The sequence below is a fragment of the Chitinophaga sp. GbtcB8 genome, assembly GCF_019091455.1.
GTDB lineage: Bacteria > Bacteroidota > Bacteroidia > Chitinophagales > Chitinophagaceae > Chitinophaga.
The window spans coordinates 1-23,827 of record NZ_JAGXJN010000056.1 but is presented as its reverse complement, the minus strand read 5'-3'; the positions used below and the strand labels follow the sequence as shown (position 1 = coordinate 23,827).

The following is a 23,827-nucleotide window of genomic DNA, read 5'->3' as shown; positions in this document are numbered from 1 at the left end:
GCATACATCAATAACAAGCACAACACACATCACAAGCAATATGCAGCCCCCAACACAATCTATTAATTATTAATTGCTGCCGCTGCGCCACCTTTCTTTTTTAAGATCAGCGCACTGATGAGCGCAACCGCCAGCCCAATCGGTAAGATCTCAAAATAGGTGAAGAGCACCACAAAAAGCGGGTTCTTATACATTTCCTGCATGCTGGCCAGCTGGCGGGTCTGCTTTTGAATTTCCTGCAAGCTGGCGCCACTGTCCTGTTTTACTTTGATCATGTGCGCGGTATATTTATCCATAAAGTCCGGGACAAACACGTAATACTCCACCAGCCATACCAGCACATAAATGGTAGAAGCGACGAGGGTAATATACAGGCCTATCCTGAAAGCCTTTCCAAAGGATATTACGCCTCCGTTATATTTATCCCTGAAATTTTTGATCGCTACAAAGATCGTAGAGAAAGCCAGGATCATGGCGGCATATCCCAGCACCATGTTGCCTTCAAAATCAGGATCACTATAACATTTGGCCACGGAATAGAGCATCATGGCGGTTACAATCAGGCCGGATATCAGGCCAAAGATCCATACATTCTTTTTCATGCGGTAAGATTTAGGTTTGTACGCCCGGAGGCGTGCATTAGGTTGATGAGCACAAATTTGGGGCTTTAGGGGCAAACGGACTTCATACTTTAGGATGATTTTTGCCCTTTCCAGCTAAAGGATACTCACCTTAAGGTATGATCCGCAGGCGTTTAGCCTTTTCCACGGCCTGGGTACGGCGCTTTACATCCATTTTCTCGAACAGTTTGGAAGAATGGGTTTTGATGGTGTTTAAAGACACAAATAAACGGCCGGCAATTTCCTGGTTGCTCAATCCCGCTGCCATTAGCTGCAATACTTCCAGCTCCCGGTTGCTGAGGCCCAGCTGCTGCAGCTCCCGCTCGTTCAGGGTAAATTCACCGCCATGCTGAATGTACACCTCCTTTTCCACGATCACCGTTCTTACTTTGGGTTTGGTGAGCTTCAGCGCCAGCCAGATGCCTAATGCAGTGAAGATCACAGCAATGGCGCCAATGTATACCTCAAAAGCGTGGTTAATAATGATCAAACGCAGCTCCAGCCATTTTAGTAAAAATAACAGCAACGCCAGGCAAACGCCATACAGGATAATATGTTTGTGCTTTGACAGGAAGGAAGCTGCCATCAGTTATACAGTTGAGGTTTTGTGTTAAGGCAAAAATAACATTTTAAATAAGTTTCGTTATCTTATATGATCATTTCAAATTCCTCAAACCCAAACTCAAATGCCATGAAAAAAGCCCTAGTATTATCCACCCTGTTATGCCTTGTATTTTGCCTGTGCCATGTTAACGTAAGCCATTCTGCCAGCAAGCCCTTTGCCAAAGCAGCCGACAAAAGATGTGATTATTATGATAGCAGAGGTGATAAGTATTACTGCGTGGAAACCAGCGCCGCCTGTGATATTGCACATGCTTTTGTAAGTGAGGCAGGCAGCACAGCCACCCCTACCCTGGTGGTACTTTCGCTGTTCAGCACCTCCGGCAGCTGTAAAACGTATGAAGGCAGCATTACATTGCCGTCCGGTAACATTATGGTGATCGATGTAATTACCTGCGACTGTGGTAACACCCTTACCACACATGTACGTTTTGTAAGAGACTAAGCCACTGGTATTAACTGAAGTAAAACCCGCTCCTGTAGCGGGTTTTGTTTTTATAACCGGTTAACACAAATAAACCGGGCAAATGCCGGCCTTTTGCTAATTTAACCGTCAAACATTTTTTATATGTTATGTAAAGCGGTGCAGCTGTTATTTATACTTTCCTGCGTACATACGGTTACCCATGCACAAAAGCATATCCGGGTGCTGATCGTAGATGGCTTCAGTAACCACAACTGGCAGCAAACCACGCAGCTCACCAAAGCTATCCTGGAAGAAAGTAATTTGTTCGATGTATCTGTCTCCACCACGCCACCTACCGCCCATGATCCGCGCTGGGCGCAGTGGCAGCCCAACTTTAAGAACTATGATGTGGTGATCCAGAACACCAATAACATCAATGATACCGCCATGCGCTGGCCCCGCGCTGTTGAAATAGCGCTGGAGCAATATGTAAAAGCAGGCGGCGGCTTATACATCCTGCATTCCGGCAACAATGCCTTCCCGCACTGGAAGGAGTATGATAAAATGATAGGCCTGGGATGGCGTTCTAAAACCACCGGTTTTGCGCTCATCATTGATCCCAATGGTCATATACAGCGCCTGCCACCCGGCCAGGGAGATGCCACCAATCATGGCGACCGCTTTGATGCGGTGATACACATCCAGCAACGCCATCCCATTAACAAAGGCTTTCCGGATGAATGGAAAACTGCTTCCATGGAACTGTACCGCTACCCGCGCGGCCCTGCAGAGAACATTACCGTGCTCTCCGCCGCGTACGATAGCATCAGCAACAAAACATGGCCGGTGGAATGGGTGGTAAAGTATGGAAAAGGCCGGGTATATAATTCCAGCATGGGGCATTTATGGAAGGGCGACGTGTACCCGCTCAGCTACCGCTGCATTGGTTTTGAAACCACTATGATCCGCGTAGCGGAATGGCTGGGCAGTGGTAAGGTTAGCTACCCGGTACCGGCTAACTTCCCCACTAAAAATGCCGTGAGCCTGCGTGCAGTTACAGATGTGCCCAAGGGGCATTAAAAAGAGGAAGGGCGGCTGAAAACCAGCACGCCCTTGTTTATTAGAATACGCAATCGAGAGAGCTATTTTCTTTTCTTCAGCCTTACTTCCTGTACAGAATTAAACACAGTGATCACGGTAAAGCCGGACTGTAACCGGGTAGTGGTAGCGCTAAACACAGAACGCATAACCAGGGTATCACCTTTCCAGGTTATTCTTGCACCGGATTCCTGGGTAGCGCCGCCCATGTTGGGATCATCCGGTACGGTAATAAAACCCTTATCGAAATGGATAGAATCAGTGCCAACCAGCTTATAGGTTGCGTTACTTCCAGCCGGCGGTATGGTGACTTTGAAAGGCAGCTCATAAGTATCTTCCAGCAGGCCTTCATCATAATACTCGGATTTTACAGTAGTATCAATGGAATAACCCATAGCAGTAGAAACAAACTTGCTGGCATCTACCACTAAAGACCCAACATTTTCCTTGGTTTTGTAAGCATTGTAGGTAATGGTTTTTTCATTGGATTCAGGTACGGTAACCGTGCTGATGCCGGCAACGCTCATCCCTACAAAATCATAGGTCCCCTGGATCTCAGAAGCATTTCCTTCCGGTTTTGCATCATCTTTTCCGCAGGATGCCATAACGGCGGTTACTGCAGCAGCTAACAACAATTTGTGACTTTTCATTTTTCTTATTTAGTTCGTATAGGAATAGGCCCGCAAGTTACTACCGGCAGCTTTAAAATACATAACATTTTAATACCATATATTTATACTAAATGAAAAAGGGAGCCTTTCAGCTCCCCTTCCGGCGGAAGGATGGTACATTACAGTATATGGGTTACCGTTATTGGCGGCGAAGCCACTGTTCCATATCAACAAGTTGTATGCTATTTTGTGCGCGCAGGGCAGCCCGCACGCCATGGCAGTTCTCTATTCCTATCAATACCAGTATACGTTTGCCGGGGTGCGCTTTGGCGGCCTGCAGCGTTACATTTACAATGTTCTGCGTCCAGCGCCGGTCGCCGTCCATATCTACCGGGCCTATAAGCTGGTCTTCCAGCGCGCGTTTACCCGCCAGCGCTTTATCCGTGCGCGGCCCGTTCACATCAGCAGGTGTTTGCCATACTATTTTCAGCACATTAAACAGGCTGCCGGTATACCGCTGCAGTGAGCGGGAGGCATCGGCCTGAGTGCTGTCAAACTCTTTATGCGCTTTGATCACAGCCTGCACTATTTCAGTAAAAACAGGTTCCGGCGGCTCTGCAGCATAAGCCGGGCGTTGCATTTCATTTACCAGCGGGAATATTACACCCGGGTACTCTATCTTGGACGGATACACTTTCTGCTCCTTTAATTCCTTCGGGTTTACGTCCAGCACAAATACCTGCGGCGCAATGGCATTAATGATCTTTTTCAGCGTATCCAGGTTATATACCGGTGTGCTGTTATGGCGGCTGTATAAGGTAGCCAGCACAAATACCTCGTTCTTATTATTCACCGGTGTTTCTTCCGGCAAGGCCTGCATAAAGAACAAGCTGCCCAGTATAAACACCACTGGCAGAAAAGTATATTTCATACAGGTGATCATTTTACAACAGGTTTAAAAATGTGTCAGTACATCCGGCATAAAGGCCGGCAGCTTTACTTTACAGCGGTACATACCTCCATACACATCTTCCTCTTTCAAAAATTCATGCTCCTTTTTACTGATCCAGAAAGTTTGCGTATAGTCAACACCTTTATTGTTACCGCTGGTCACCAGCTTCCAGCAATCCACGCTTTTGTTATCCAGCGTGGTAAGCGCTTCGCTGCCGCTTACTTTATAGATCACAAATCCGGGAAGGTCTAAACCGGCATCATAAAAGTTAATGGCAAATGTTTTACCCGCAGCTAACGGCAGCATTTCAAAAGTTTCCACATCCAGGTTCCAGTTAAAGTTGGGCCGGTCAAACTGCAGCGTAAATCCTTTCTTTGAATTATCTGTTACTGTATCAGCAGCGTTAATACCGGCTGTTCCCCAGTTATAGGCTGCCAGGCAGTTTTTGGCAGTTTCCTGGTGGTAAAGGGGGGTAAAATCCTTTGCGCTGTTCACAGAAAAATAAGCCCGGTAACTGGTAGTATCAGCGCCATACCAGTGCTGGCTGATGGTGAATACCGGCTCCCCGTTGCGGGTAGCTGTTTTAATATCGCGCAGCCAGTACCAGCACCATAACATTTTAGGCGATTGCGGGCGCTGGTAATACACCAGGTACTGGCGCAGCCCGGGTTTCAGCAAACGGGTGTTCAGGATCTGGCTGCCCGGCGCCACCGTATCCGTAGCCTGCGCCTCCAGCACCAGGGGCGCCAGTACACCGGCCATAATGGCGATCAATATTAATATGCCGATAACAATGTTATTTTTCATAGCGGTTGTATTGGAATAATAAAAACAAATGTCTGCCGCCGCTGCTGCTTATAAAAATCAATTCAATTATTCACGCACATACTTTAGCCGTACCCGCATAGTGTTCAATAACGGCAACGGTTGAATTTTACCGGCCAACGGTTGAAAACAGGTGGCAGGCAGCCTTAAAATCTTTGTACCTTTAATTATGAAGATATTTTCCGGCCAGGCCAGCCCCGTGCAGCTGCAATGGCTGCTCTGGGGTTTTGTGTTCCTGATCAATTTCTTTTCCATGCTGCCGATGGATGGCGTGGTGCAGGCAGCTGCCTTTACGGCCATCAGCACGGCGTTCTATGCCATTATAATTTATGGCAACATCCATTTCCTGTTACCGGTGTTTTATAAAAAAGAACGGTTACTGCCTTACGCGCTGGCATCCATTTTTTTTCTTGCGCTGGTAGGCATTACCCGCAGCTATCTTTCCCAATACATCTACAATAAATACTTTTCCAAAGAGTACCTGCCCATTACTACTAAAAGCATTATTTATGTAAGCGCCGCCTGTGTAGTGATCTATGTGCTGAGCTTTATATTCCGCTTTGCGCTGGACTATTTTAAGCTGAAACGGCAGGCAGAGGAGATCATTGCAGAAAAAAGCCTGGCAGAGCTGAACCTCCTGAAATCACAGGTGCAGCCGCATTTCCTGTTTAATACCCTTAACAATATTTATTACGAAGCTTATAAGGAAGCACCCCGCACCGCTATGCTCATTGAACGCCTGTCAGAGATCATGCGGTACTTTGTGGATGAAAGCCCCCGGGAGGAAGTAACCCTGGGCACGGAGATCCAGTTCCTTGAAAATTATATTGCCCTGGAAAGGATCCGTATCCGGCACGAGATATCCATTACCTTTATCCAGAACTGCCGCAAAGAGGCCAGCATTCCGCCTATGTTATTAATGACCTTTGTAGAGAATATTTTCAAACACGGGATCGATAAATCCAACCCGGAAAATGCCGTTACCATTTCACTGGTGCAGGAGAACGGGTACCTGCTTTTTCAAACCCAGAACCTGCTGCACGATAAACAAACCGTAACCGGGCAAAGCGGTTTTGGCATCCGCAACCTGCACAAAAGGCTGTCGTTATTATTTGGCAGCAACTATGAGCTCAGCGCCCAGCCAGCAGGCAAATACTTTAATGCATCCCTGAAAATTCCGCTACAATGAACCTGCGCTGTATTATTATAGATGACGAGCCCAATGCCGTGAACCTGCTGGAAATATTCATCCGCCAAACCACAGAATGGCAGCTGCTGGCCAAATGTTACGATGCGCTGGAAGCGCTGGCCTTTCTGAAAGAACAAACCGTAGATTTTATTTTCCTGGACATTAACATGCCACAGCTTACCGGCATGGAGCTGGCCGGCCTGCTGCCCAGAACCACCCATATTGTATTCACCACCGCTTATTCAGAATATGCGGCAGACAGCTACGGATATACCACGCTGGATTACCTGCTGAAACCCATTACGTTAAAACGTTTTTACGCAGCCGTACAAAAAATAGAAACCCATTTTCATTTAAAAGACCGGGGAGTAATCGCTCCCCCATCCGCACCTGCAACGGAAGAATATTTTTTCATTAAATCCGGCAAAACATTTCATAAGCTGCTGCTGCGCAACATCCTCTATTTTGAAGGCGAAAAAGAATATGTACGGCTGGTTACCAGCGGGGAGCAATTACTGGTGTACCGCCGCCTGAAAGACATTGAGGAACAGCTTTCCCACCCGTTTATACGCGTACACCATTCTTATATTGTGAACATTGCGCAGCTGGACAAGATCCAGGACAATCATATTTTCATTGGCGACAAACAAATACCCGTAAGCGAAAAATTCCGGGAGCCTTTTATGGCAGCTATCCGCCAACGGATCTTTTAATTATATTTGTTGGCAATTATTTCATCCCCTATGAAAAGATCCCTTGCCGCTTTGTTTTGCGCATTCGCTTTTGCGGGTTGTTCCTCTGTTCCGGACAACGCCGGCGCCACTACCGCCAATCATTCAGACAGTGCCACTTTTGTGCAGGCCGATACTGCTTACCGGGCCTTTTCACCCGCCGGTAAAGAGAACCGCTCTCTTGAAATAGACAGCGCCATGCGCGAAAGATTAAGCTGGGCCGATGTGCTGGTAACACAATACATTTCCCTGACGGATAATACCGCTGTACAAAACGCCGCCAAAGACAGCTCCATTGCCTGGTTATGGGATCAGCTGCTGGATACCGACAGCGCAAAATACATGGTATGCCACCTGGGCCATGATTATGAAGATGATTATGGGAAACGGTTTATTACAGACGGCTGGTTGTACATAGATACGCTTACGCACCAGGTATATGAATATGATGTGCCGGACGACAGCTTAATTGTATGGAACCACTAACGTAAACACCACTACGTTATTCTGCGTCTGTAATATCCAGTATATCACCGGGTTTACATTTCAGGATCCTGCATAAGGCCTCCAGCGTGTCAAAACGGATCCCTTTTACCTTGCCGGTTTTCAGCAAAGACAGGTTCGTGAGGGAAATGTCTACTTTCTGTGCCAGCTCTGTTAAAGAGATCTTGTTCTTTGCCATCTGCACATCCAGGTTTATGATAATCGCCATTATACAAAAGATTCGTTATCCACTTTTAACTGGTAGCCTTTCCGGAAAACTTCCGACAGCACCAGGATAATAAGCCCGGTAATAACCGGCCAGAAACCCAGCACTATTTTTATATGGTAGATGCTCTCTGCCTGCTGCAGCTGAACTTTGAACAGTACATTCTTTACAAAAGCATCTATAAAATTGATAACCGCCATCGCTATTACAAACAGGCCAATATAACGCAGGCGCTTTACATTTTCCGGGTTAAAAGGCACCTCCGCTTTCAGGGATTGAAAAATACGGCGGGTGTTGTAAAGCACACTGCCGAACAGGAACATAGACAAAGAAAAGAACACAACCACAATAGCAGATAACAACGGGGTAAGCTGCACTTTGAACTTCATTAAACCTTCTACATCCCGCAGGGAAGATACCTGCGCCTGCGCCGTATCCATACCCGTAACAGGCAGGTGTTTGGCCGCATTTATAGTAACAGGTACGTCCCATTCCAGCTTATGGGTGGTGAACATTTTAATGCAGATGCCAATAACAATAATAACCAGGAATACCCAGAACAGGTACCATACAATATTGGTAAGGATATACAACCCGCGAATAATGATCCGGTTCATAAAGTATGAAATTTTGTTTCGATCCAAATGTACGCAAAACATTTAATTTTTTATGTAAAACATAAAATATTTTAAATAACGGGTAAATACTAGCTTTAATAACATCTATGGGTTGTTTTTTCAATTATACTAACCGCCACTCCATAGCTCCGCCACGCGGCTAACACAAACGGACGCCGGCAAAACCACTAAAAAGGCATGGGAAACAATACAGCAACCATTACCCGGGACTGCCCTGCATTACCTTAATGATCCCTAACAGGTCATTCACTACCTTTTGTTTTGCCTGCAGCTCTTCCTGCAATAGCACAATAACGTCCTGGCAAAATGGTAACGCGCTGTCTTTTTCTTCAGGCTCCATTTGGTAGTTGAATAACTGGGGCAACGGCGTATCTAAAATAGCCGCAATTTTCTGCAAGCGGTCAATGGTTAATTGAACCTGCCCGTTCTCAATTTTACAATAAGCATTCTGTGAAATGCCCAACTCCAGGGCTACATACTCCTGGGTAAAACTTCGCTCCATACGGAGCTTTCTGATGGTGTCCGAGATCATGGGGTGCAACAATTTTTGAGGTCAACAGTTAAAAACAAACAAACTAGATCGTACAATAAAATTAGGAATAAATTAAACACGCACGCTATTGGCAGGAATAATTTTAATGTTCAACTTTACACCCGATCTACAGCAGATTGTTTGTTGTCCTGTTCTTCTTGTTACACCCCAAAAATCACACTTACACAGAGGATCAGCCCAAACAGCATGAGCACACCTACTAACAGGTTGCAGCAATGTCTGCCATTGCGCAACGCTAGTAACCCATTGTTGATTTCTTCATTTCAATAACCTCAAAAATTTAAACGTCATGATCCGCATTTTCAATGCAAAAACAGCCATTGTAGCCTGCCTGGCAGTTACTACTGTTACCCTTTCCAGTTTCAGCCACACCAGCGCACCTGCCTTATTAGGCAGCAACCAGGCCACAAACCTGCAGCTGGCAGATGCCCGGAATGTGAGCGGCGCCAAAGCGGCTGCTTACCTGACCCCGGTGCCCACTATTTATGTAGTGCCCCTGCCGTACACCCGTCTTATTACAGCAACCCGTTACATTACCCAAACGGACCTGCTGACCGCTACTGCAAATGCTACCATTATCACCCAGCCGGGTGGAGGTATTCTGAAACCTGCACAGCAAGTGCAGAGCAAATTGAACAGCCTCGATTAATCACAGTTTTAGTTAGTAGTGTAAACTTTGAAGGTTGAAGCAGAAGGCTGAAGAACCGGGCTGGGCAAGCTATGCCCGCTATTCAGCCTTCTCTTAACCCTTATGTATTTACACTATCCCGCTTCAACCCTTCAAACCTTCAGCCATGAATATTTTACGCCCGATTATATACCTGGCATTCATCAGCTATTTTGCAGCCACCTTCTTATTCACCATGCCGGATAATTATGTAAGCCTGCAGTTCTACCACCAGCAGCAGGTGTTCCAGCAATGGCTGTTCCAGCGCTGGGGCTTCTTTGCCCCGCCCCCTAATTATGATGAGCGCCTGTACTACGAGTTCCGTGATAAGCTTACCCGCCAAACCAAAACCTTTGAGGTAATGGAACCGATTGTAACCCTCAAACAACAGAAAGCACCGTTTAACTGGCATGAGGATATTGTAGACTACCTGCTTTCCGGCAGCATGACCGGCATTGGCGATGACCTGCACGATATGCGCCAGGACCTCATCTACCGGAACAAACAAGCCGGGAAAAGCGCAACAGATACCAGCGGTGAACATATGCTGCGGGAAACCATCCAGCATGGCATCAGCTTTCAAACCCTGCGGAACTACGCGGCCATTGTAGCTCAAAAGAACCGGCTGGATACAGCCCGGCATGAAGTACGTCTCATTCTCTCCCACGTAATGCTCCCCAAATTTGCTGACCGGTTCAGCACCAAACCCCGCCGCGAAGAAGCTTATTTCATCAGCGATTATGTTACCCTTAACCGCTAAAACCGTACACCATGGCACTGTTTAAATACCTGCTCAGTTTAGAGGAAAAGAACCGCTATTCCTTTTACCTCGCGGTATTCCGCATCTTTGTTTGTTTTCATTTAATTAAAACCATCCTCTTTCAGTGGGCCTACCTGGATATCCTGTATGGCGCCAATTCCTTTGTATCGCCGGTACCTACCTTTATTACAGAGCTGCTGGGCATCCCTACCCATTTTTTGCGGGAGCATTACCAGTGGTTCATTACCGCCTACCTGCTGATCATTGTATTATACCTGTTTGGTATAGGGAAACATTTTACCGCCCTGCTGCTGTTCCTTTGTTATGAAACCCTGCAGCGCATGTGCAACCTGGTGCTGAATGGCGGCGATAACCTGATGAAGTTTATTATGCTGTACATGGTTTTTGCCGACAGCTACCAATACTTCAGCATTAAAGCCGGGCAGTTCAGGAACCAAACATTACGGCGGCTGTCGAACCTGGGCAGCAACCTGTGTGTGCGGGCCATTACCCTGCACTTTTGTATGATCTATTTCTGGTCGGCCTGGCATAAGATCCATGCAGAGGTATGGTTCAATGGCGTGGCCACTTATTATACTTTTAGCATTGGCCGTTTTAAAGGCACACCCTGGAACGATTTTCTGGCTAGGAACGGCGTATTCGTCACCATCTCCACGTATTTTACCCTGATCGTGGAAGTGTATTTCCCTGTGCTGGTATGGTTTAAAAAGACCCGCCTTGTTGTAGTGCTTTGTGGCATTGCGCTGCACCTGGGTATTTATGTGTTTATGATGATCTATGGGTTCGAGATCATTTTCATCATGACCTATGGCTTCTTTTTTAAAGATGAGGAATGGCAGGCCTTCCTGAATAAGCTGATCAGCCGCATAAACCGGAAAGCCAAATGGAAATTACCTACCTTTGCGGAATTTCATCCTGAACCGCAGGTATATGCAGGCAGATAAGATCATATTATTCGATGGGAGCTGTGCCTTTTGCAATGGCTTTATACGCTGGGTTATCCGCATGGACCGGGTAGATTTCCGCCTCTGCGATCAGCAAAGCGGCTGTTTCCAGGCCCTGGCCCGGCAGCATGGGCTGCCCCTGGCCACAGGTACAGAAGCCGGTACCATTTACTTGATACAGCATGGCAAAGCATATACCCGGACGGCTGCTATAGCCCGCATTCTGCGCGGATGCCGGCAGCCGTTCGGCCTGGCCGGCTGGCTGCTGAGCTGTATTCCCGCTTTTATCAGTAACCCGGTATATAACTGGATAGCCCGGCGCCGCCACCGGCTGGTACGTAAGCAGGCCTGCGCCCTGCCCACCCTTGAAATGCGGGAGCGGCTGGTGTAGGTTCCCCCTTTCCTGCTAAATCTCTGACTTCTTACCTTCTACTTTCCACTTCCTATCCCACCATCTTCAAATTTTCCTATTTTTGCCCTGCACTTTTTGGACAAGCATTATTCTTACAGCCAGGTTTTATTTTACAGCATGCAGATATTAATTAAAAAAGCAATCATTATCGCCCCGAATGATCCCTTCTCCGGGCAGCCGATGGACATTTTAGTAGCAGATGGCAAGGTGAGCAAGGTAGCCGCAGAAATTAAGGCGGATAATGTAACCATCATTACAGGCAATAACCTCCACGTATCCATGGGCTGGATGGATGTTTTTGCCCATTTCTGCGATCCCGGCCAGGAGCATAAGGAAGACCTGCAAACCGGTTCACTGGCAGCAGCCAGGGGCGGTTTTACCACGGTAATGATAGTGCCCAACACCCAGCCGGCCCTGCATACCAAACCGCAGATCAGCTATGTGCTCAGCAATACCAGCCGCGGCCCTGTACAGGTGCTGCCCATAGGCGCCATTACCAAAAACCTGGAAGGCGCTTCCCTGGCAGAAATGTACGAGATGCAGGAAGCTGGCGCCGCCGCCTTTTCCGACGGTATTAAACCCGTACAATCCCCCGGCCTGCTGCTTAAAGCCCTGCAATATGTAAAAGCCTTTGACGGCACCATTATACAGCTGCCGGATGACCAGAGCATCTCCGCCCACGGACTTATGCATGAAGGCATCCACTCCACACAGCTGGGCATGCCCGGCAAACCCGCCCTGGCCGAGGAGCTGATCATTCAGCGCGACCTGGAGCTGGCCCGGTACACAGATTCCAAACTGCACATTACCGGCGTAAGCACTGCCAAAGGCATAGCCCTCATTGCCAAAGCAAAGGAAGAAGGTATAAAGGTTACCTGCTCCGTTACGCCTTACCACCTGTCTTTTACAGATGCTGACCTCCGGAACTACGATACCCATCTTAAAGTAAACCCGCCCCTGCGCAGCGAAGAAGATGTTGCCGCGCTGAAAGAGGCCGTGGTGAATGGCGTGGTGGATTGTTTTGCCACCCACCACCAACCGCAGGACTGGGATGCCAAACAGCTGGAATTTGAATATGCAAAGAATGGGATGATAGGATTGGAGACCTGTTTTGGGGTGATCCGTAGACATATTCCCCAGCTGCCCCTGCCACAGCTTATACAAATGCTCACCATAAATCCACGCCGCATCTTTAACCTTCCTGTACCGGAATTTAATAAAGGAGAGCTGGAAAACCTCACTGTATTTGAACCGGATACCACCTGGACGTTCACCAGCGCTGATATTGCTTCCCGGTCTAAAAATTCACCGTATATTGGCGCGGAGTTAACAGGCAAAGTGAAAGCGGTTATCAATAATAATCAGGTACTGTTTTCTTAATCCTTATAAACCTTTACTACTATGCACAAAAGCAACCATCTTCAGTATGGATTGGTTATCAGCGCAATCCTTATTCTGTTATCTGTACTCTTTTATGTGATGAACCTCAGCACAGAGAGTTGGGTAAAATGGGTAAGCACGGTTGTAATATTTGTTGGCGTTATTTTTACCTGCACCCAGTTTGCAAAGCTGAACGACGGGAATGTGACCTTTGGCAATGTTTTTGCAAACGGGTTCAAAACTACGTCCCTTATAGCACTGGTTACCGTGCTGTTCTCCGTGGTATTCATCCTTATTTTCCCGGATATTAAGGAAAAAGCGCTGGAAGAAGCCCGCAGGCAGATGGAAAAACAGGGACAGTCAGATGATGTGATAGAAAAAGCCATTGCCATGACCAGTAAGATGTTCATGGTATTTGTATTAGCAGGCGGTATTTTCGGTACCCTGTTCTTTGGCGCCATTGCATCCCTTATAGGTGCTGCCGTAGCCAAGAAGAACCCGAACGTACAACAGCCGCAGTTATAGGAATACGCTGAACGCCCAATGCTTAACGCTGATTATGTTATGTTCGGGCAGCGGACCTACCGCTGGCTGCATTAGCGTTCAGCATTAAGCATTCGGCGTTAAGCGTTTTTAAAAAATTATCCAGACTATGAGTTTAGACATATCCGTTATCGTTCCATTAAAAAACGAAGAAGAATCTTTGCCGGAACTTGTTGCCTGGATTGATCGTGTGATGCAGGAAAACAACTTCACCTACGACATATGGATGGTGGACGACGGTAGCACGGATAGCTCCTGGGAAGTGATACAGCGCCTGGCAGCCGGCGACCCGCAGCATATTAAAGCCATCCGCTTCCGCCGTAACTATGGCAAATCCGCCGCCTTAAATGAAGGCTTCCGCGCAGCACAGGGCAATGTGATCATTACCATGGATGCCGACCTGCAGGACAGCCCCGATGAGGTACCGGAACTGTACCGCATGATAGTAGAGGACGGCTACGACCTGGTAAGCGGCTGGAAAAAGATCCGCTCCGATAACGCACTCACCAAAATCCTGCCCAGTAAGCTCTATAACTGGACCACCACCAAAATGAGCGGGGTAGCGCTGCACGATATGAACTGCGGCCTGAAATCCTATCGCAAAAAAGTGGTGAAGTCTATTGAAGTGTATGGGGAAATGCACCGCTATATACCCGTGATCGCCAAATGGGCCGGCTTTAGCAAGATCGGCGAAAAACCCGTAGAGCACCGCGCCCGCAAATACGGCGTTACCAAGTTTGGATTGGAACGTTTTATTAACGGTTTCCTGGACCTGGCCTCCATTATGTTCATCGGTAAGTTTGGGAAACGCCCTATGCACCTGTTTGGCGCGCTGGGTACCGTGTTCTTCTTCTTAGGTTTTGGGATTGCCTTTTACCTGGGCTTTGCCAAAATAGCTTTTGACAAGTACAACATGACGGACCGGCCTATCTTTTACCTGGCCATCCTGTTTATGATCATAGGTTCACAACTGTTCCTCACCGGTTTTATTGGCGAGCTCGTAGCCCGCAATGCACCGGAGCGGAATAATTATTTGATCGAAGAAAAAATCTCGTGAATTGAAGATCCTCATACTCGGCACCGCCTACCCCTTCCGGGGCGGCCTGGCAGCTTATAACGAAAGGCTGGCCGAAGAGCTGCAGCAAACAGACGATGTAGATATCTGGACCTTCACTGTACAGTATCCTGGTTTCATGTTCCCCGGCAAAAGCCAGTATTCAACAGATCCTCCGCCCGCACACCTGCGTATCCGCCGTATCGTAAACTCCATTAATCCGCTGAACTGGTGGATCACCGGCCGCAAAATACGCCGCTTTAACCCTGACATTATTATTGTAAGATACTGGCTGCCCATTATGGGACCCTGCCTGGGCACTATATTACGCATCGCTAAAAAAGGCAGCCGCATCCGCATAGTAGGTTTGCTGGATAACGTAGTACCGCATGAAAAAAGGTTTGGCGATGTAGCCTTTACCCGCTACTTCCTGAAACCGGTGGATGTGTTTGTAGCCATGAGCCGGTCTGTGATCAACGACCTGCGGCAGTTTGAGCCTGTAAAAAAGGCATCGCTCATCCCCCATCCTATTTATGACAGCTATGGGGAATTAATACCTAAATCCGCTGCCAGGGCTCACCTGAAGCTGGATGCGGGGAAACGGTACATCCTGTTCTTTGGTTTCATACGCCCCTACAAAGGGCTGGACCTGTTATTACAGGCTATGGCAGATGAACGCCTGCGTAAGCTGGACATTCATCTGATAGTAGCCGGGGAGTTTTATGAAGATGCTGCCCCCTATCACCAGCTGATCGCACAACACCAGCTGGGCGATAAGGTATTGCTGCATACCGATTTCATTCCCAACGACGACGTAAAGTATTATTTCCGTGCGGCCGACCTGGTGGTACAGCCATATAAAAGCGCCACCCAGAGCGGCATTTCACAGATAGCTTACCACTTTGAAAAGCCCATGGTAGTTACCAATGTAGGCGGGCTGGCAGAAACCATCCCGGATGGCAAAGTAGGCTTCATTTGTGAGCCGGAACCGGCCTCCATTGCAGCTGCCGTAGAAAAATATTATGCAGAGGACCGGGAAGCTGCCATGACAGCCGGCATACAGGAAGAAAAACAAAAATACTCCTGGAGCCGCCTGGCCGCTGAAATACATGCACTTGCGGAAAGCGTAAAGCTGAAAGCATAAAGCAAAAAGCTTAATGCCGTTTGTTTTATGCCTTATGCTTAAGGCTTTTAGCCTTCAGCTTTGAGCTTTTTCCAGGAACATATAACAAAAATAACACACGCAGCGTTAAACACTGGGCATATTAAACAAAACGCAGGCAGCTTTATGCTTTCTGCGTTGCGCTTTCAGCTTATGAACAAAACCTTTCTTCTGCTAATATGGCTCTTCACCTGTATGGCCGCAAAGGCGCAACACTTGCGCCCGGCAGACAGCACCCTGCTCTCAAAACAGCAGGATTCCCTGCAGCAGGTAGCTGATACTATTTTAAACGGTAAAACAGAAGACATACGCCAGCAGGCCAGCGACCAGTTTATACCGCAGCTGGTGCGCGCGCTTAAAGCCCCCTACTCTTTTGAGTATCCCTTTGATTCCCTGCAAAGCATCAGCATACAATACCCGCAGGATAGCAGCTTCCGCATTTTTACCTGGGGCCTTGAGAACGATAATGGCTTTTACCGCCACTACGGCGCCATACAAATGAACAGTAAGAACGGGCAGCTGAAGCTGTTCCCCCTCTTTGATAATTCCGACTATACCTCCAATATAGATACCGTTGGCGATAACAAAGCCTGGTACGGCTGCCTCTATTATAAAATAGTACAGCAGCACTTCTTTAACAGTGAATACTATACGTTATTTGGCTATGACGCCAATAACCTGCGCAGCACAAAAAAACTGGTGGATATGCTGCAGTTCAAGAACGGCAAACCCGTATTTGGCGGGCCTTTCTTTAGCTACGCAGAAGATACGGTCCCTAAGCCTACCCGCAAACGCTTCATTATAGAATACAGTAAAAAAGCCACCATCAGCCTCAGTTATAACCCCGAAATGGATATGATCGTATTTGATCATCTTGTATCGGCAACCAATGAGCCGGGAAAACCGTATACGTATGTACCTGACCTGGATTATGAAGGGTTTAAATGGAAAGGAGGGAAATGGGTACATATAGAAAAAGTGTTTCACGACGCCTTGCCCCTGGGCAAATTCCCGGTGCAGCAGCCGCAGGATCAGCGGAAAAAGAACCTGATGCACCCCCAAACCGCAGAAGAAATGGAAGCGGAAAAGGCGTCGAAGAAACGCAAAAACAAGTAACACGGTTTTTTTGTTATATTCATCCAGGGGCACTATTTGCCGTTTAATCAGAGCACAATGAAAAGATTTACTGTCACGCTGACGGCTGCAATATTTGTTGTAGCATCCGCCTTCACGTATGTTGCTACCAGCTGGAAAATTGCAGACGGCTACACTATTAAATTTGACGGCAAAGGCGCTTCCGGCTCCTTCAGCGGTTTAAAAGGGGATATTATTTTTGATGAGAATGACCTTCCGGGCTCAAAGTTTAATGTAACCGTGAGCACAGCTTCCATAAATACCGGCAGCGGCTTAAAGAACAAACACGCCAAAGGCGAAAAATACCTGTATGCTGATAAGTTTCCCCTGATCCGCTTTACTTCCACTGCTATTAAAAAATCTGATAAAGGGTATACAGCCTCCGGCACCCTGGAAATACGCGGGGTTAAAAAGGAGATCAGCCTGCCCTTTAATTACAGTAAAACTGCCAGCGGCGGCCTGTTCACCGCAAACATAGCAGTGAACCGGGAAGACTATAAAGTTGGAGGTTCCAGTTTCATCCTGGGCAGCGATTTTAAAGTAGATATATCGGTACCCGTAAAAAAATAAACGCCCTGCATGTTACAACCCTCAACAATACAATTGCTGCGTTTTCCTTTCTCCTATTTTCTCATGCCAGTGTACTGGTTTGCGCTGAGCTTTGTACCAGCTATTAACTGGCCCAAAGCCATCCTGATCTTTATACTGCTGCATGTGCTGTTATACCCTTCCAGTAATGGTTATAACAGCTATATGGACCGGGACGAAGGCAGCATTGGCGGTGTGGCCAAACCCATGCAGCCTACGCGGCAGCTGTTTTATGTAACAGTGTGGATGGATGTAGCGGCTTTTCTACTATCATTCCTCGTATCTCCCTGGTTTGCAGTGGCTTTAGGTTGTTATATCCTTTGCTCCCGGGCTTACAGTAACCGGCGCATCCGTTTAAAACGTTTCCCGGTCACAGGTTACCTGACAGTGATCCTGAACCAGGGCGCCCTGGTATTCTGTATGGTGTATTATGGTTCCGCAGCGAAAAGTGATCTGCCCTTTCCCTGGATACCGGCCATAACAGCAGCTTTTCTCATCGGCGGCTTCTACCCCATTACACAGGTATACCAGCATGAGGCAGATGCAAAGGATCAGGTAACCACCTTAAGCATGAAGCTGGGCAGGCGTGGCACCTTTTTGTTCTGTGCAGGCATGTATGCCATTGCCTTTGGCCTGTTGTTTGTTCATTATCAACAACAACAGCAGCTCCGTCACTTTGTGATATTGCAGCTATTTTTCATCCCCGTTGTCCTCTTTTTCATACGCTGGCTCATACAGGTGTGGAAGGATGCTTCCAGGGCGGACTTTAAGCGTACCATGCAAATGAACATATTGGCAGGTACCTGTACTAACATGGCTTTCATTGTATTACTAATTCTGCATCATTTTGGCTGAGATCATTTCCATAGGCACAGCGGTACCCGCTTATCGTCACCAGCAGGACGACATCCTGCGTTTTATGCAACAGGTACACCAGCTGGATGAAACTGATAAGCGTAAGCTGTCTTTTTTATACCGGCACAGCGGTATTCAAACCCGCTATTCCGTATTACCGGATTATAGCCTGCCGGAGGAGGAATGGACCGTTACACAAACCGCTGCTGTTAGCGCTAACGGCACCTTATTGTCGGTAGATAAACGTATGGCCCTGTATAAACAGGAGGCCCTGCCCCTGTCCCTGCAGGCCATAGAACAGTGTATGGAAGGGATTATGGAGGTAACAGCTGTTACCCACCTTATTACTGTAAGCTGTACCGGCATGAGCGCACCTGGCCTGGATCTCGAGATCATAGAAGCGCTGCAGCTGTCGCCCGGCATTTTTCGTACATCCGTAAACTTTATGGGCTGTTATGCCGCCGTACATGCGTTAAAGTTAGGGAAGATGATCTGTGATACGGAACCGCAGGCCAAAGTAATGATCGTAGCTACAGAGCTGTGTACCCTGCATTTTCAGCAGGACTATACGCCCGATAATGCTGCCAGCGCCCTGCTGTTTGCCGATGGCAGCGCAGCGCTGCTGATGGCTAACCAGCCCGCGGGCACAACCACAGGCAGCAAACCTGCGCTGAGCATTGATGGCTTTTGCGCCAACATAGCATTTAAAGGCAAGCTGGATATGGCCTGGGGTATCAGCAACAAAGGTTTCCTGATGTCGCTGAGCAGCTATATCCCGCATCTTATTAAAGAAGATATCAGCGGGCTGGTACAGGAAGCCCTGCAAAAGAGCAACATTAACCAGCAGGATATTACCCATTGGTGCGTACACCCCGGCGGCCGTAAGATCCTGGACGAAATTGAGCATCAGCTGGAGCTGGACGCCAATGACCTGTGCTTTTCCCGTAAAGTGCTGGAAGATTATGGTAACATGTCATCTGCAACTATTTTATTTATACTAAAGGATATATTAGCAGGACTGCAGCACAACCCGCAACCGGCAAGGATTTTTGGAGTGGCATTTGGCCCGGGGCTAACAATGGAAACATTTATCGCTTCCGTAAAATGAACCTCGCACAACGTTCATACAAACCGGAATTACTGGATGGGAACAACATTCCATTCAAGGATATTGAGCAGAACCTGCGGGAGCTGGATAACATCAACCGCTGGCTGGGCGGGCACCGTATTACCATCCGCGGCCTGCAGCAGCTGCTGAACGGCCGCACCCGCATTCATGTATGTGAAATAGGCTGCGGCGGCGGCGATAACCTGGCAGCGCTGCTGCAATGGTGCAAACGCAAGCACATCAGCGTAACCTTTACGGGTATCGACATAAAGGATACCTGCATTGAATATGCAGAACAAAAGCAAATATTGCAATCCTACACCCGCTGGATCGTGAATGATTACCGGGATGTAACGTTTACGGATAAACCGGATGTAATTTTTTCCAGCCTTTTCTGCCACCACTTTACCAATGCCGCTTTAATTGAACAGCTGCAATGGATGCAGCAGCACTGCAGCACCGGCTTTTTTATCAATGATCTGCACCGGCACTGGCTGGCTTACCACTCCATACGTGTGCTCACTAAATTATTTTCCCGCTCTTACCTGGTAAAGAATGATGCGCCGCTAAGTGTGGCCAGGGGCTTTAAAAAGCGGGAATGGCAGGGTTTACTGGCACAGGCCGGGTTACCGCCGGCCGGCGTGCAATGGCAATGGGCTTTTCGTCACCTGGTTACTTTTAAGCACCATGAATGATAACCGGTATGATATTGCTGTGATAGGGGGTGGCCTTGCGGGGTTAAGCCTGGCTATTCAATGTGCCGGCGCGGGTTACAGCGTGGTGCTGCTGGAAAAAGAACAATATCCTTTTCATAAAGTATGCGGGGAATACATTAGCCTGGAAAGCCGGGGTTTCCTGGAAAGACTGGGTGTTCCGGTAGGAAACATGAACCTGCCGCAGATCCGGAGGCTGCTCCTCTCCGACCCGCACGGGCAGGCCTACACGGCTGACCTGCCTTTGGGCGGGTTTGGCATTAGCCGTTACCTGCTGGATAATGCCTTATATGAAATTGCCCAAAAGAAAGGCGTACATGTGCTTACCCAAACCAAAGTGCAGGATGTACAGTTCAGGAACAACCGCTTTGTCATTAATGCAGATCAGGGCCGGCGTATTACCGCCTTCATTGCAGCAGGCGCCTTTGGCAAACGCAGCAACCTGGATGTAAAGTGGAAACGGCCCTTTGTACAACAGCCGCCCGGCAAGCTCAATAACTACATTGGCATTAAATATCACATTCAATATGATCACCCCGAAGAGCTGATAGCCCTGCATAATTTTGATGATGGTTATTGCGGTATTGCCCGTATTGAAGATGATAAGTGCTGCCTTTGTTACCTGACCACTGCCGCTAACCTGCAAAAACATAATAACAGCATTCCGCACATGGAGCAGGAAATATTATACCGCAACCCGCACCTGAAAAAGATCTTCACGGAAGCCACTTTCCTGTATGAGCAGCCGCTGGCCATTTCCCAGATCAGCTTCTCCAAAAAGGCCGCTGTAGAAGGGCATATCTTAATGGTGGGCGATGCCGCAGGCATGATCACTCCCCTTTGCGGCAACGGCATGAGCATGGCCATGCATGCCGCCAAGCTGGCCTTTGAACAGATCCATGAGCTGCTGCAGCAAAAGATCACCCGTAAGGAAATGGAACGTTGTTACCGGCACCACTGGCGCAAGCACTTCACGTCCCGTCTGTTCATGGGCCGTATACTCCAGGCCTTCCTGGGCACTGAAAGCCGGGCCACCTTTTTGGTTGGCTTAATGCGCTACATGCCAGGGTTAGCGAAGCAGATCATAAGGTCTACGCATGGGAAACCGTTTTAGTAATAAAAAAAACCGGCAGTTAAATCCTGCCGGTCCTGGTAATTTTTCATTCTTCATTATTAATTAAAACAGCTCTCCCTGCACATTCTCCTCCGGGTCCGGATCCTCATCTTCAGACAGGAGCTCCACACTTACCAGGTCTTCTCCGGCAATACGTGTACCTACTGTTTTCCAGCCGGTTATTTCCACAAACTCACCCAGGTTCACTTCCTCTTCTTCCGGGCTGCGTTTTTTGCCCGTTTTCAGCAGCACAATAGGATCAGAGTGCGTAGTGGCCAGCTCCAGGTAGTTACCGGCGCCTTCTTTAATGAACAGGAACTTGTTATTCATTGTTTGCGTTTCAATCTTAAAACGTTTAACGTTGAACTGTTTCTTATCTGCATCAAAGTAAATAGCGGTCACTATCTTTTCCGGGTTGAATTTTTCGATGTAGATCACATCATCCGGCTCATAACGGTTGGTAAGCTCAAAGTTGGTAAGTACGTAAGTTCCGTTCTTATACACCACAAAGATCTTATCCTCTCCTTCAAAGCTGCCAATGTACACACCGCGTTCTTCGGTGTTCAGGCGGCCTACGGCAACATCATACCAGATCTTCTGGCCGGCCAGGGTAGATACGCCTTTCTCCTTAAACTTCACGCTGCGGATGGGGTATTTGGTTACCTGGTTGCCCTGCGAGTTACGGCCTTTAATGGCAATGGTTTCAAAGAACAGGTCAAACTCCTTGTTACGCGCCGGGCAGTTGGGGCTTAGCTTGATGCTTACCACTTCTGCCTCGCCATTGGCGTTGGCGGTAAAGTAATGCACCTTGGAGTTCTTTTCTCCTTTAATGGTCAGGTCATATTCCTTATCGCGGGTAATACCGGTTACATTAAAGCGTTTGGCATAACTGATACCACTTTTGCCATCCACGTAGATCATGTTATACGTGGTGCGCTCATCGCCCTTACGGAAAATATCCACATGAATAATATCCTTGCCTACAAAGGTTTTATCAGATACTTTGGTGATCAGCATCTTACCATCCCGGCGGAACACGATAATGTTATCCAGGTCAGAGCAGTCTGCTATAAATTCATCTTTCTTCAGGGAAGTACCAATAAAACCATCTGCACGGTTCACATAGATCTTGGTATTGGCAATGGCCACCTGCTGCACCTGTATGGTATCAAAGGTTTTGATCTCCGTAAGCCTTTCCCGGCCTTTACCATATTTCTTCAGCAGGTTTTCATAATAACCCACAGTATAATCCACCAGGTGGTCCAGGTCGTATTTTACCTGTTTAATATCCGCATCAATTGCTTTGATCTGTTCATTCAGCTCATTGATATCCAGGCGGTAAATACGGCGTACAGGCTTTTCCGTTAGCTTCACGATATCTTCCCGGCTAATTTCCCGTTTCAGCTGTTTCTTATACGGGCCAAAACCTTTGTCGATGGCTACCAGTACGGCTTCCCAGTCCTTATGTTTTTGTTCCAGCTCCTTGTAGATACCTTTTTCAAAGAAGATCTTTTCCAGGGAGGTATAGTGCCATTTATCTTCCAGCTCCGACAGCTTTATTTCCAGCTCTTTTTTCAGGAGCTCGCGGGTAAAGTTGGCTGAGTGCCGCAGCAGGTCAGATACCGTTACAAACTGCGGTTTATCTTCTACAATGATACAGGCGTTGGGCGAAATGGATATTTCACAATCCGTAAATGCATACAGCGCATCAATGGTAATATCCGGTGAAATGCCGGGCGCCAGCTGCACTTCTATCTCCACATCCTTGGCAGTATTATCCACCACCTTCTTCACTTTGATCTTACCGCTGTCGTTGGCCTTTACAATGGATTCCATTACCTGCGTAGTGGTAACGCCATAAGGCACATCTTTGATCAGCAGCGTTTTTTTATCCTTTTCTTCAATATGCGCACGTACGCGTACTTTGCCTCCGCGCTTACCATCGTTATACCCGGCTACATCTATCATACCGCCGGTCATAAAGTCGGGGTACAGCTCAAACTTTTTACCCCGCAGGTATTTAATGGAAGCATCTATAAGCTCGCAGAAGTTATGCGGTAATATTTTGGTGGAAAGGCCCACGGCAATACCTTCCGCGCCCTGTGCCAGCAGCAGCGGGAACTTCATGGGCAGGGTGAGCGGCTCGTTCTTACGGCCATCGTAGCTCAGCTGCCAGGTAGTGGTTTTGGCATTAAAGGCTATTTCCAGCGCAAACTTTGAAAGACGCGCCTCAATGTAACGGGCAGCCGCCGCATCGTCGCCGGTGCGTACATCGCCCCAGTTACCCTGGGTTTCTATCAACAGCTCTTTTTGTCCCAGGTTCACTATTGCATCGCTGATGGAGGCACCCCCGTGCGGGTGGTACTGCATGGTTTGCCCTATAACGTTGGCCACCTTGTTAAAACGGCCATCGTCCATT

General features: G+C 47.9%; 28 protein-coding genes. 19 read left to right on the top strand and 9 right to left on the bottom strand.

The features are described from left to right. Window positions 1-62: 62 nt before the first annotated feature. Window positions 63-602, bottom strand: coding sequence for a DUF4199 domain-containing protein (locus tag KVT36_RS29850; RefSeq protein WP_217607089.1), 540 nt, complete (start codon window positions 600-602; stop codon window positions 63-65). Window positions 603-732: 130 nt separating this feature from the next. After that, window positions 733-1,206 (bottom strand): response regulator transcription factor, encoded by a 474-nt coding sequence (locus tag KVT36_RS29845; protein ID WP_217607088.1) that lies wholly within the window; start codon window positions 1,204-1,206, stop codon window positions 733-735. Window positions 1,207-1,311: 105 nt separating this feature from the next. On the opposite strand from KVT36_RS29845, the gene KVT36_RS29840 reads away from it, so the two are divergent. After that, the gene (locus KVT36_RS29840; RefSeq protein ID WP_217607087.1) at window positions 1,312-1,686 is read left to right on the top strand and encodes a hypothetical protein; all 375 of its coding nucleotides are present in this window, start codon (window positions 1,312-1,314) and stop codon (window positions 1,684-1,686) included. A gap of 123 nt (window positions 1,687-1,809) precedes the next feature. Further along, window positions 1,810-2,727, top strand: a complete 918-nt coding sequence (locus tag KVT36_RS29835) for a ThuA domain-containing protein (protein ID WP_217607086.1) — start codon at window positions 1,810-1,812, stop codon at window positions 2,725-2,727. 62 nt (window positions 2,728-2,789) lie between these two features. On the opposite strand, the gene KVT36_RS29830 is transcribed toward KVT36_RS29835, so the two are convergent. The 3 genes from KVT36_RS29830 to KVT36_RS29820 all read right to left on the bottom strand — a co-directional run bounded on the left by KVT36_RS29830 (window position 2,790) and on the right by KVT36_RS29820 (window position 5,115). Continuing rightward, the gene (locus KVT36_RS29830) at window positions 2,790-3,395 is read right to left on the bottom strand and encodes a hypothetical protein (protein WP_217607085.1); all 606 of its coding nucleotides are present in this window, start codon (window positions 3,393-3,395) and stop codon (window positions 2,790-2,792) included. A 160-nt stretch (window positions 3,396-3,555) separates the two neighbouring features. After that, complete coding sequence (locus KVT36_RS29825) at window positions 3,556-4,287, bottom strand: hypothetical protein (protein ID WP_217607084.1); 732 nt, start codon at window positions 4,285-4,287, stop codon at window positions 3,556-3,558. 24 nt (window positions 4,288-4,311) lie between these two features. Beyond that, on the bottom strand, window positions 4,312-5,115 hold the full coding sequence (locus tag KVT36_RS29820; protein ID WP_217607083.1) for a hypothetical protein: 804 nt from the start codon (window positions 5,113-5,115) through the stop codon (window positions 4,312-4,314). A 187-nt stretch (window positions 5,116-5,302) separates the two neighbouring features. Here KVT36_RS29820 and KVT36_RS29815 point away from each other — a divergent pair, with 187 nt between their 5' ends. The 3 genes from KVT36_RS29815 to KVT36_RS29805 are packed head-to-tail and all read left to right on the top strand — an operon-like array spanning window position 5,303 to window position 7,539. Next, entirely contained in the window at window positions 5,303-6,322 is a 1,020-nt protein-coding gene (locus tag KVT36_RS29815) for a sensor histidine kinase (protein WP_217607082.1), read from the top strand. Next, on the top strand, window positions 6,319-7,035 hold the full coding sequence (locus KVT36_RS29810) for a LytTR family DNA-binding domain-containing protein (protein ID WP_217607081.1): 717 nt from the start codon (window positions 6,319-6,321) through the stop codon (window positions 7,033-7,035). The genes KVT36_RS29815 and KVT36_RS29810 overlap by 4 nt, the downstream gene beginning before the upstream one ends. 30 nt (window positions 7,036-7,065) lie before the next feature. Next, a complete protein-coding gene (locus KVT36_RS29805) occupies window positions 7,066-7,539 on the top strand; it encodes a hypothetical protein (RefSeq protein ID WP_217607080.1) in 474 nt (157 codons plus the stop codon). Between the two features lie 16 nt (window positions 7,540-7,555). On the opposite strand, the gene KVT36_RS29800 is transcribed toward KVT36_RS29805, so the two are convergent. The 3 genes from KVT36_RS29800 to KVT36_RS29790 all read right to left on the bottom strand — a co-directional run bounded on the left by KVT36_RS29800 (window position 7,556) and on the right by KVT36_RS29790 (window position 8,932). Continuing rightward, complete coding sequence (locus tag KVT36_RS29800; RefSeq protein WP_089918602.1) at window positions 7,556-7,765, bottom strand: helix-turn-helix transcriptional regulator; 210 nt, start codon at window positions 7,763-7,765, stop codon at window positions 7,556-7,558. Then, window positions 7,765-8,379, bottom strand: a complete 615-nt coding sequence (locus tag KVT36_RS29795; protein WP_217607079.1) for a DUF2975 domain-containing protein — start codon at window positions 8,377-8,379, stop codon at window positions 7,765-7,767. Before KVT36_RS29795 ends, KVT36_RS29800 begins: the two co-directional genes overlap by 1 nt. Before the next feature lie 220 nt (window positions 8,380-8,599). Continuing rightward, a complete protein-coding gene (locus KVT36_RS29790) occupies window positions 8,600-8,932 on the bottom strand; it encodes a helix-turn-helix domain-containing protein (RefSeq protein ID WP_217607078.1) in 333 nt (110 codons plus the stop codon). A 310-nt stretch (window positions 8,933-9,242) separates the two neighbouring features. On the opposite strand from KVT36_RS29790, the gene KVT36_RS29785 reads away from it, so the two are divergent. The 14 genes from KVT36_RS29785 (at window position 9,243) to KVT36_RS29720 (ending at window position 21,408) form a co-directional block, all read left to right on the top strand. Then, complete coding sequence (locus KVT36_RS29785; RefSeq protein ID WP_217607077.1) at window positions 9,243-9,602, top strand: hypothetical protein; 360 nt, start codon at window positions 9,243-9,245, stop codon at window positions 9,600-9,602. A 145-nt stretch (window positions 9,603-9,747) separates the two neighbouring features. Further along, window positions 9,748-10,380 (top strand): hypothetical protein, encoded by a 633-nt coding sequence (locus KVT36_RS29780; protein ID WP_217607076.1) that lies wholly within the window; start codon window positions 9,748-9,750, stop codon window positions 10,378-10,380. Between the two features lie 11 nt (window positions 10,381-10,391). Then, window positions 10,392-11,345 (top strand): HTTM domain-containing protein, encoded by a 954-nt coding sequence (locus KVT36_RS29775; RefSeq protein WP_217607075.1) that lies wholly within the window; start codon window positions 10,392-10,394, stop codon window positions 11,343-11,345. Continuing rightward, window positions 11,302-11,736, top strand: a complete 435-nt coding sequence (locus KVT36_RS29770; protein WP_217607074.1) for a thiol-disulfide oxidoreductase DCC family protein — start codon at window positions 11,302-11,304, stop codon at window positions 11,734-11,736. Before KVT36_RS29775 ends, KVT36_RS29770 begins: the two co-directional genes overlap by 44 nt. Window positions 11,737-11,874: 138 nt before the next feature. Next, complete coding sequence (locus KVT36_RS29765) at window positions 11,875-13,137, top strand: dihydroorotase family protein (protein WP_217607073.1); 1,263 nt, start codon at window positions 11,875-11,877, stop codon at window positions 13,135-13,137. A gap of 21 nt (window positions 13,138-13,158) precedes the next feature. Then, window positions 13,159-13,662 (top strand): DUF4199 domain-containing protein, encoded by a 504-nt coding sequence (locus tag KVT36_RS29760; protein ID WP_217607072.1) that lies wholly within the window; start codon window positions 13,159-13,161, stop codon window positions 13,660-13,662. A 127-nt stretch (window positions 13,663-13,789) separates the two neighbouring features. Continuing rightward, window positions 13,790-14,737: a glycosyltransferase family 2 protein gene (locus KVT36_RS29755; protein ID WP_217607071.1), complete on the top strand. Its 948-nt coding sequence runs from the start codon at window positions 13,790-13,792 to the stop codon at window positions 14,735-14,737. Window position 14,738: 1 nt separating this feature from the next. Then, window positions 14,739-15,878 (top strand): glycosyltransferase, encoded by a 1,140-nt coding sequence (locus KVT36_RS29750; RefSeq protein ID WP_217607070.1) that lies wholly within the window; start codon window positions 14,739-14,741, stop codon window positions 15,876-15,878. 213 nt (window positions 15,879-16,091) lie between these two features. After that, a complete protein-coding gene (locus KVT36_RS29745) occupies window positions 16,092-17,012 on the top strand; it encodes a hypothetical protein (RefSeq protein WP_217607069.1) in 921 nt (306 codons plus the stop codon). Between the two features lie 57 nt (window positions 17,013-17,069). Next, on the top strand, window positions 17,070-17,600 hold the full coding sequence (locus KVT36_RS29740; RefSeq protein WP_217607068.1) for a YceI family protein: 531 nt from the start codon (window positions 17,070-17,072) through the stop codon (window positions 17,598-17,600). 9 nt (window positions 17,601-17,609) lie between these two features. After that, window positions 17,610-18,473 (top strand): UbiA family prenyltransferase, encoded by an 864-nt coding sequence (locus tag KVT36_RS29735; protein WP_254640258.1) that lies wholly within the window; start codon window positions 17,610-17,612, stop codon window positions 18,471-18,473. Next, window positions 18,466-19,581, top strand: a complete 1,116-nt coding sequence (locus KVT36_RS29730; RefSeq protein WP_217607067.1) for a type III polyketide synthase — start codon at window positions 18,466-18,468, stop codon at window positions 19,579-19,581. Before KVT36_RS29735 ends, KVT36_RS29730 begins: the two co-directional genes overlap by 8 nt. After that, window positions 19,578-20,276 carry a methyltransferase domain-containing protein gene (locus KVT36_RS29725; RefSeq protein ID WP_217607066.1) on the top strand — a complete coding sequence of 233 codons (699 nt, stop codon included), beginning with the start codon at window positions 19,578-19,580 and terminating at the stop codon, window positions 20,274-20,276. The genes KVT36_RS29730 and KVT36_RS29725 overlap by 4 nt, the downstream gene beginning before the upstream one ends. Then, window positions 20,269-21,408: an NAD(P)/FAD-dependent oxidoreductase gene (locus tag KVT36_RS29720; protein WP_217607065.1), complete on the top strand. Its 1,140-nt coding sequence runs from the start codon at window positions 20,269-20,271 to the stop codon at window positions 21,406-21,408. Before KVT36_RS29725 ends, KVT36_RS29720 begins: the two co-directional genes overlap by 8 nt. A gap of 63 nt (window positions 21,409-21,471) precedes the next feature. Here the strand turns inward: KVT36_RS29720 and KVT36_RS29715 are convergent. After that, window positions 21,472-23,827 (bottom strand): DNA gyrase/topoisomerase IV subunit A (locus KVT36_RS29715; RefSeq protein WP_217607064.1); only part of this gene is annotated, 2,356 nt, incomplete at its 5' end.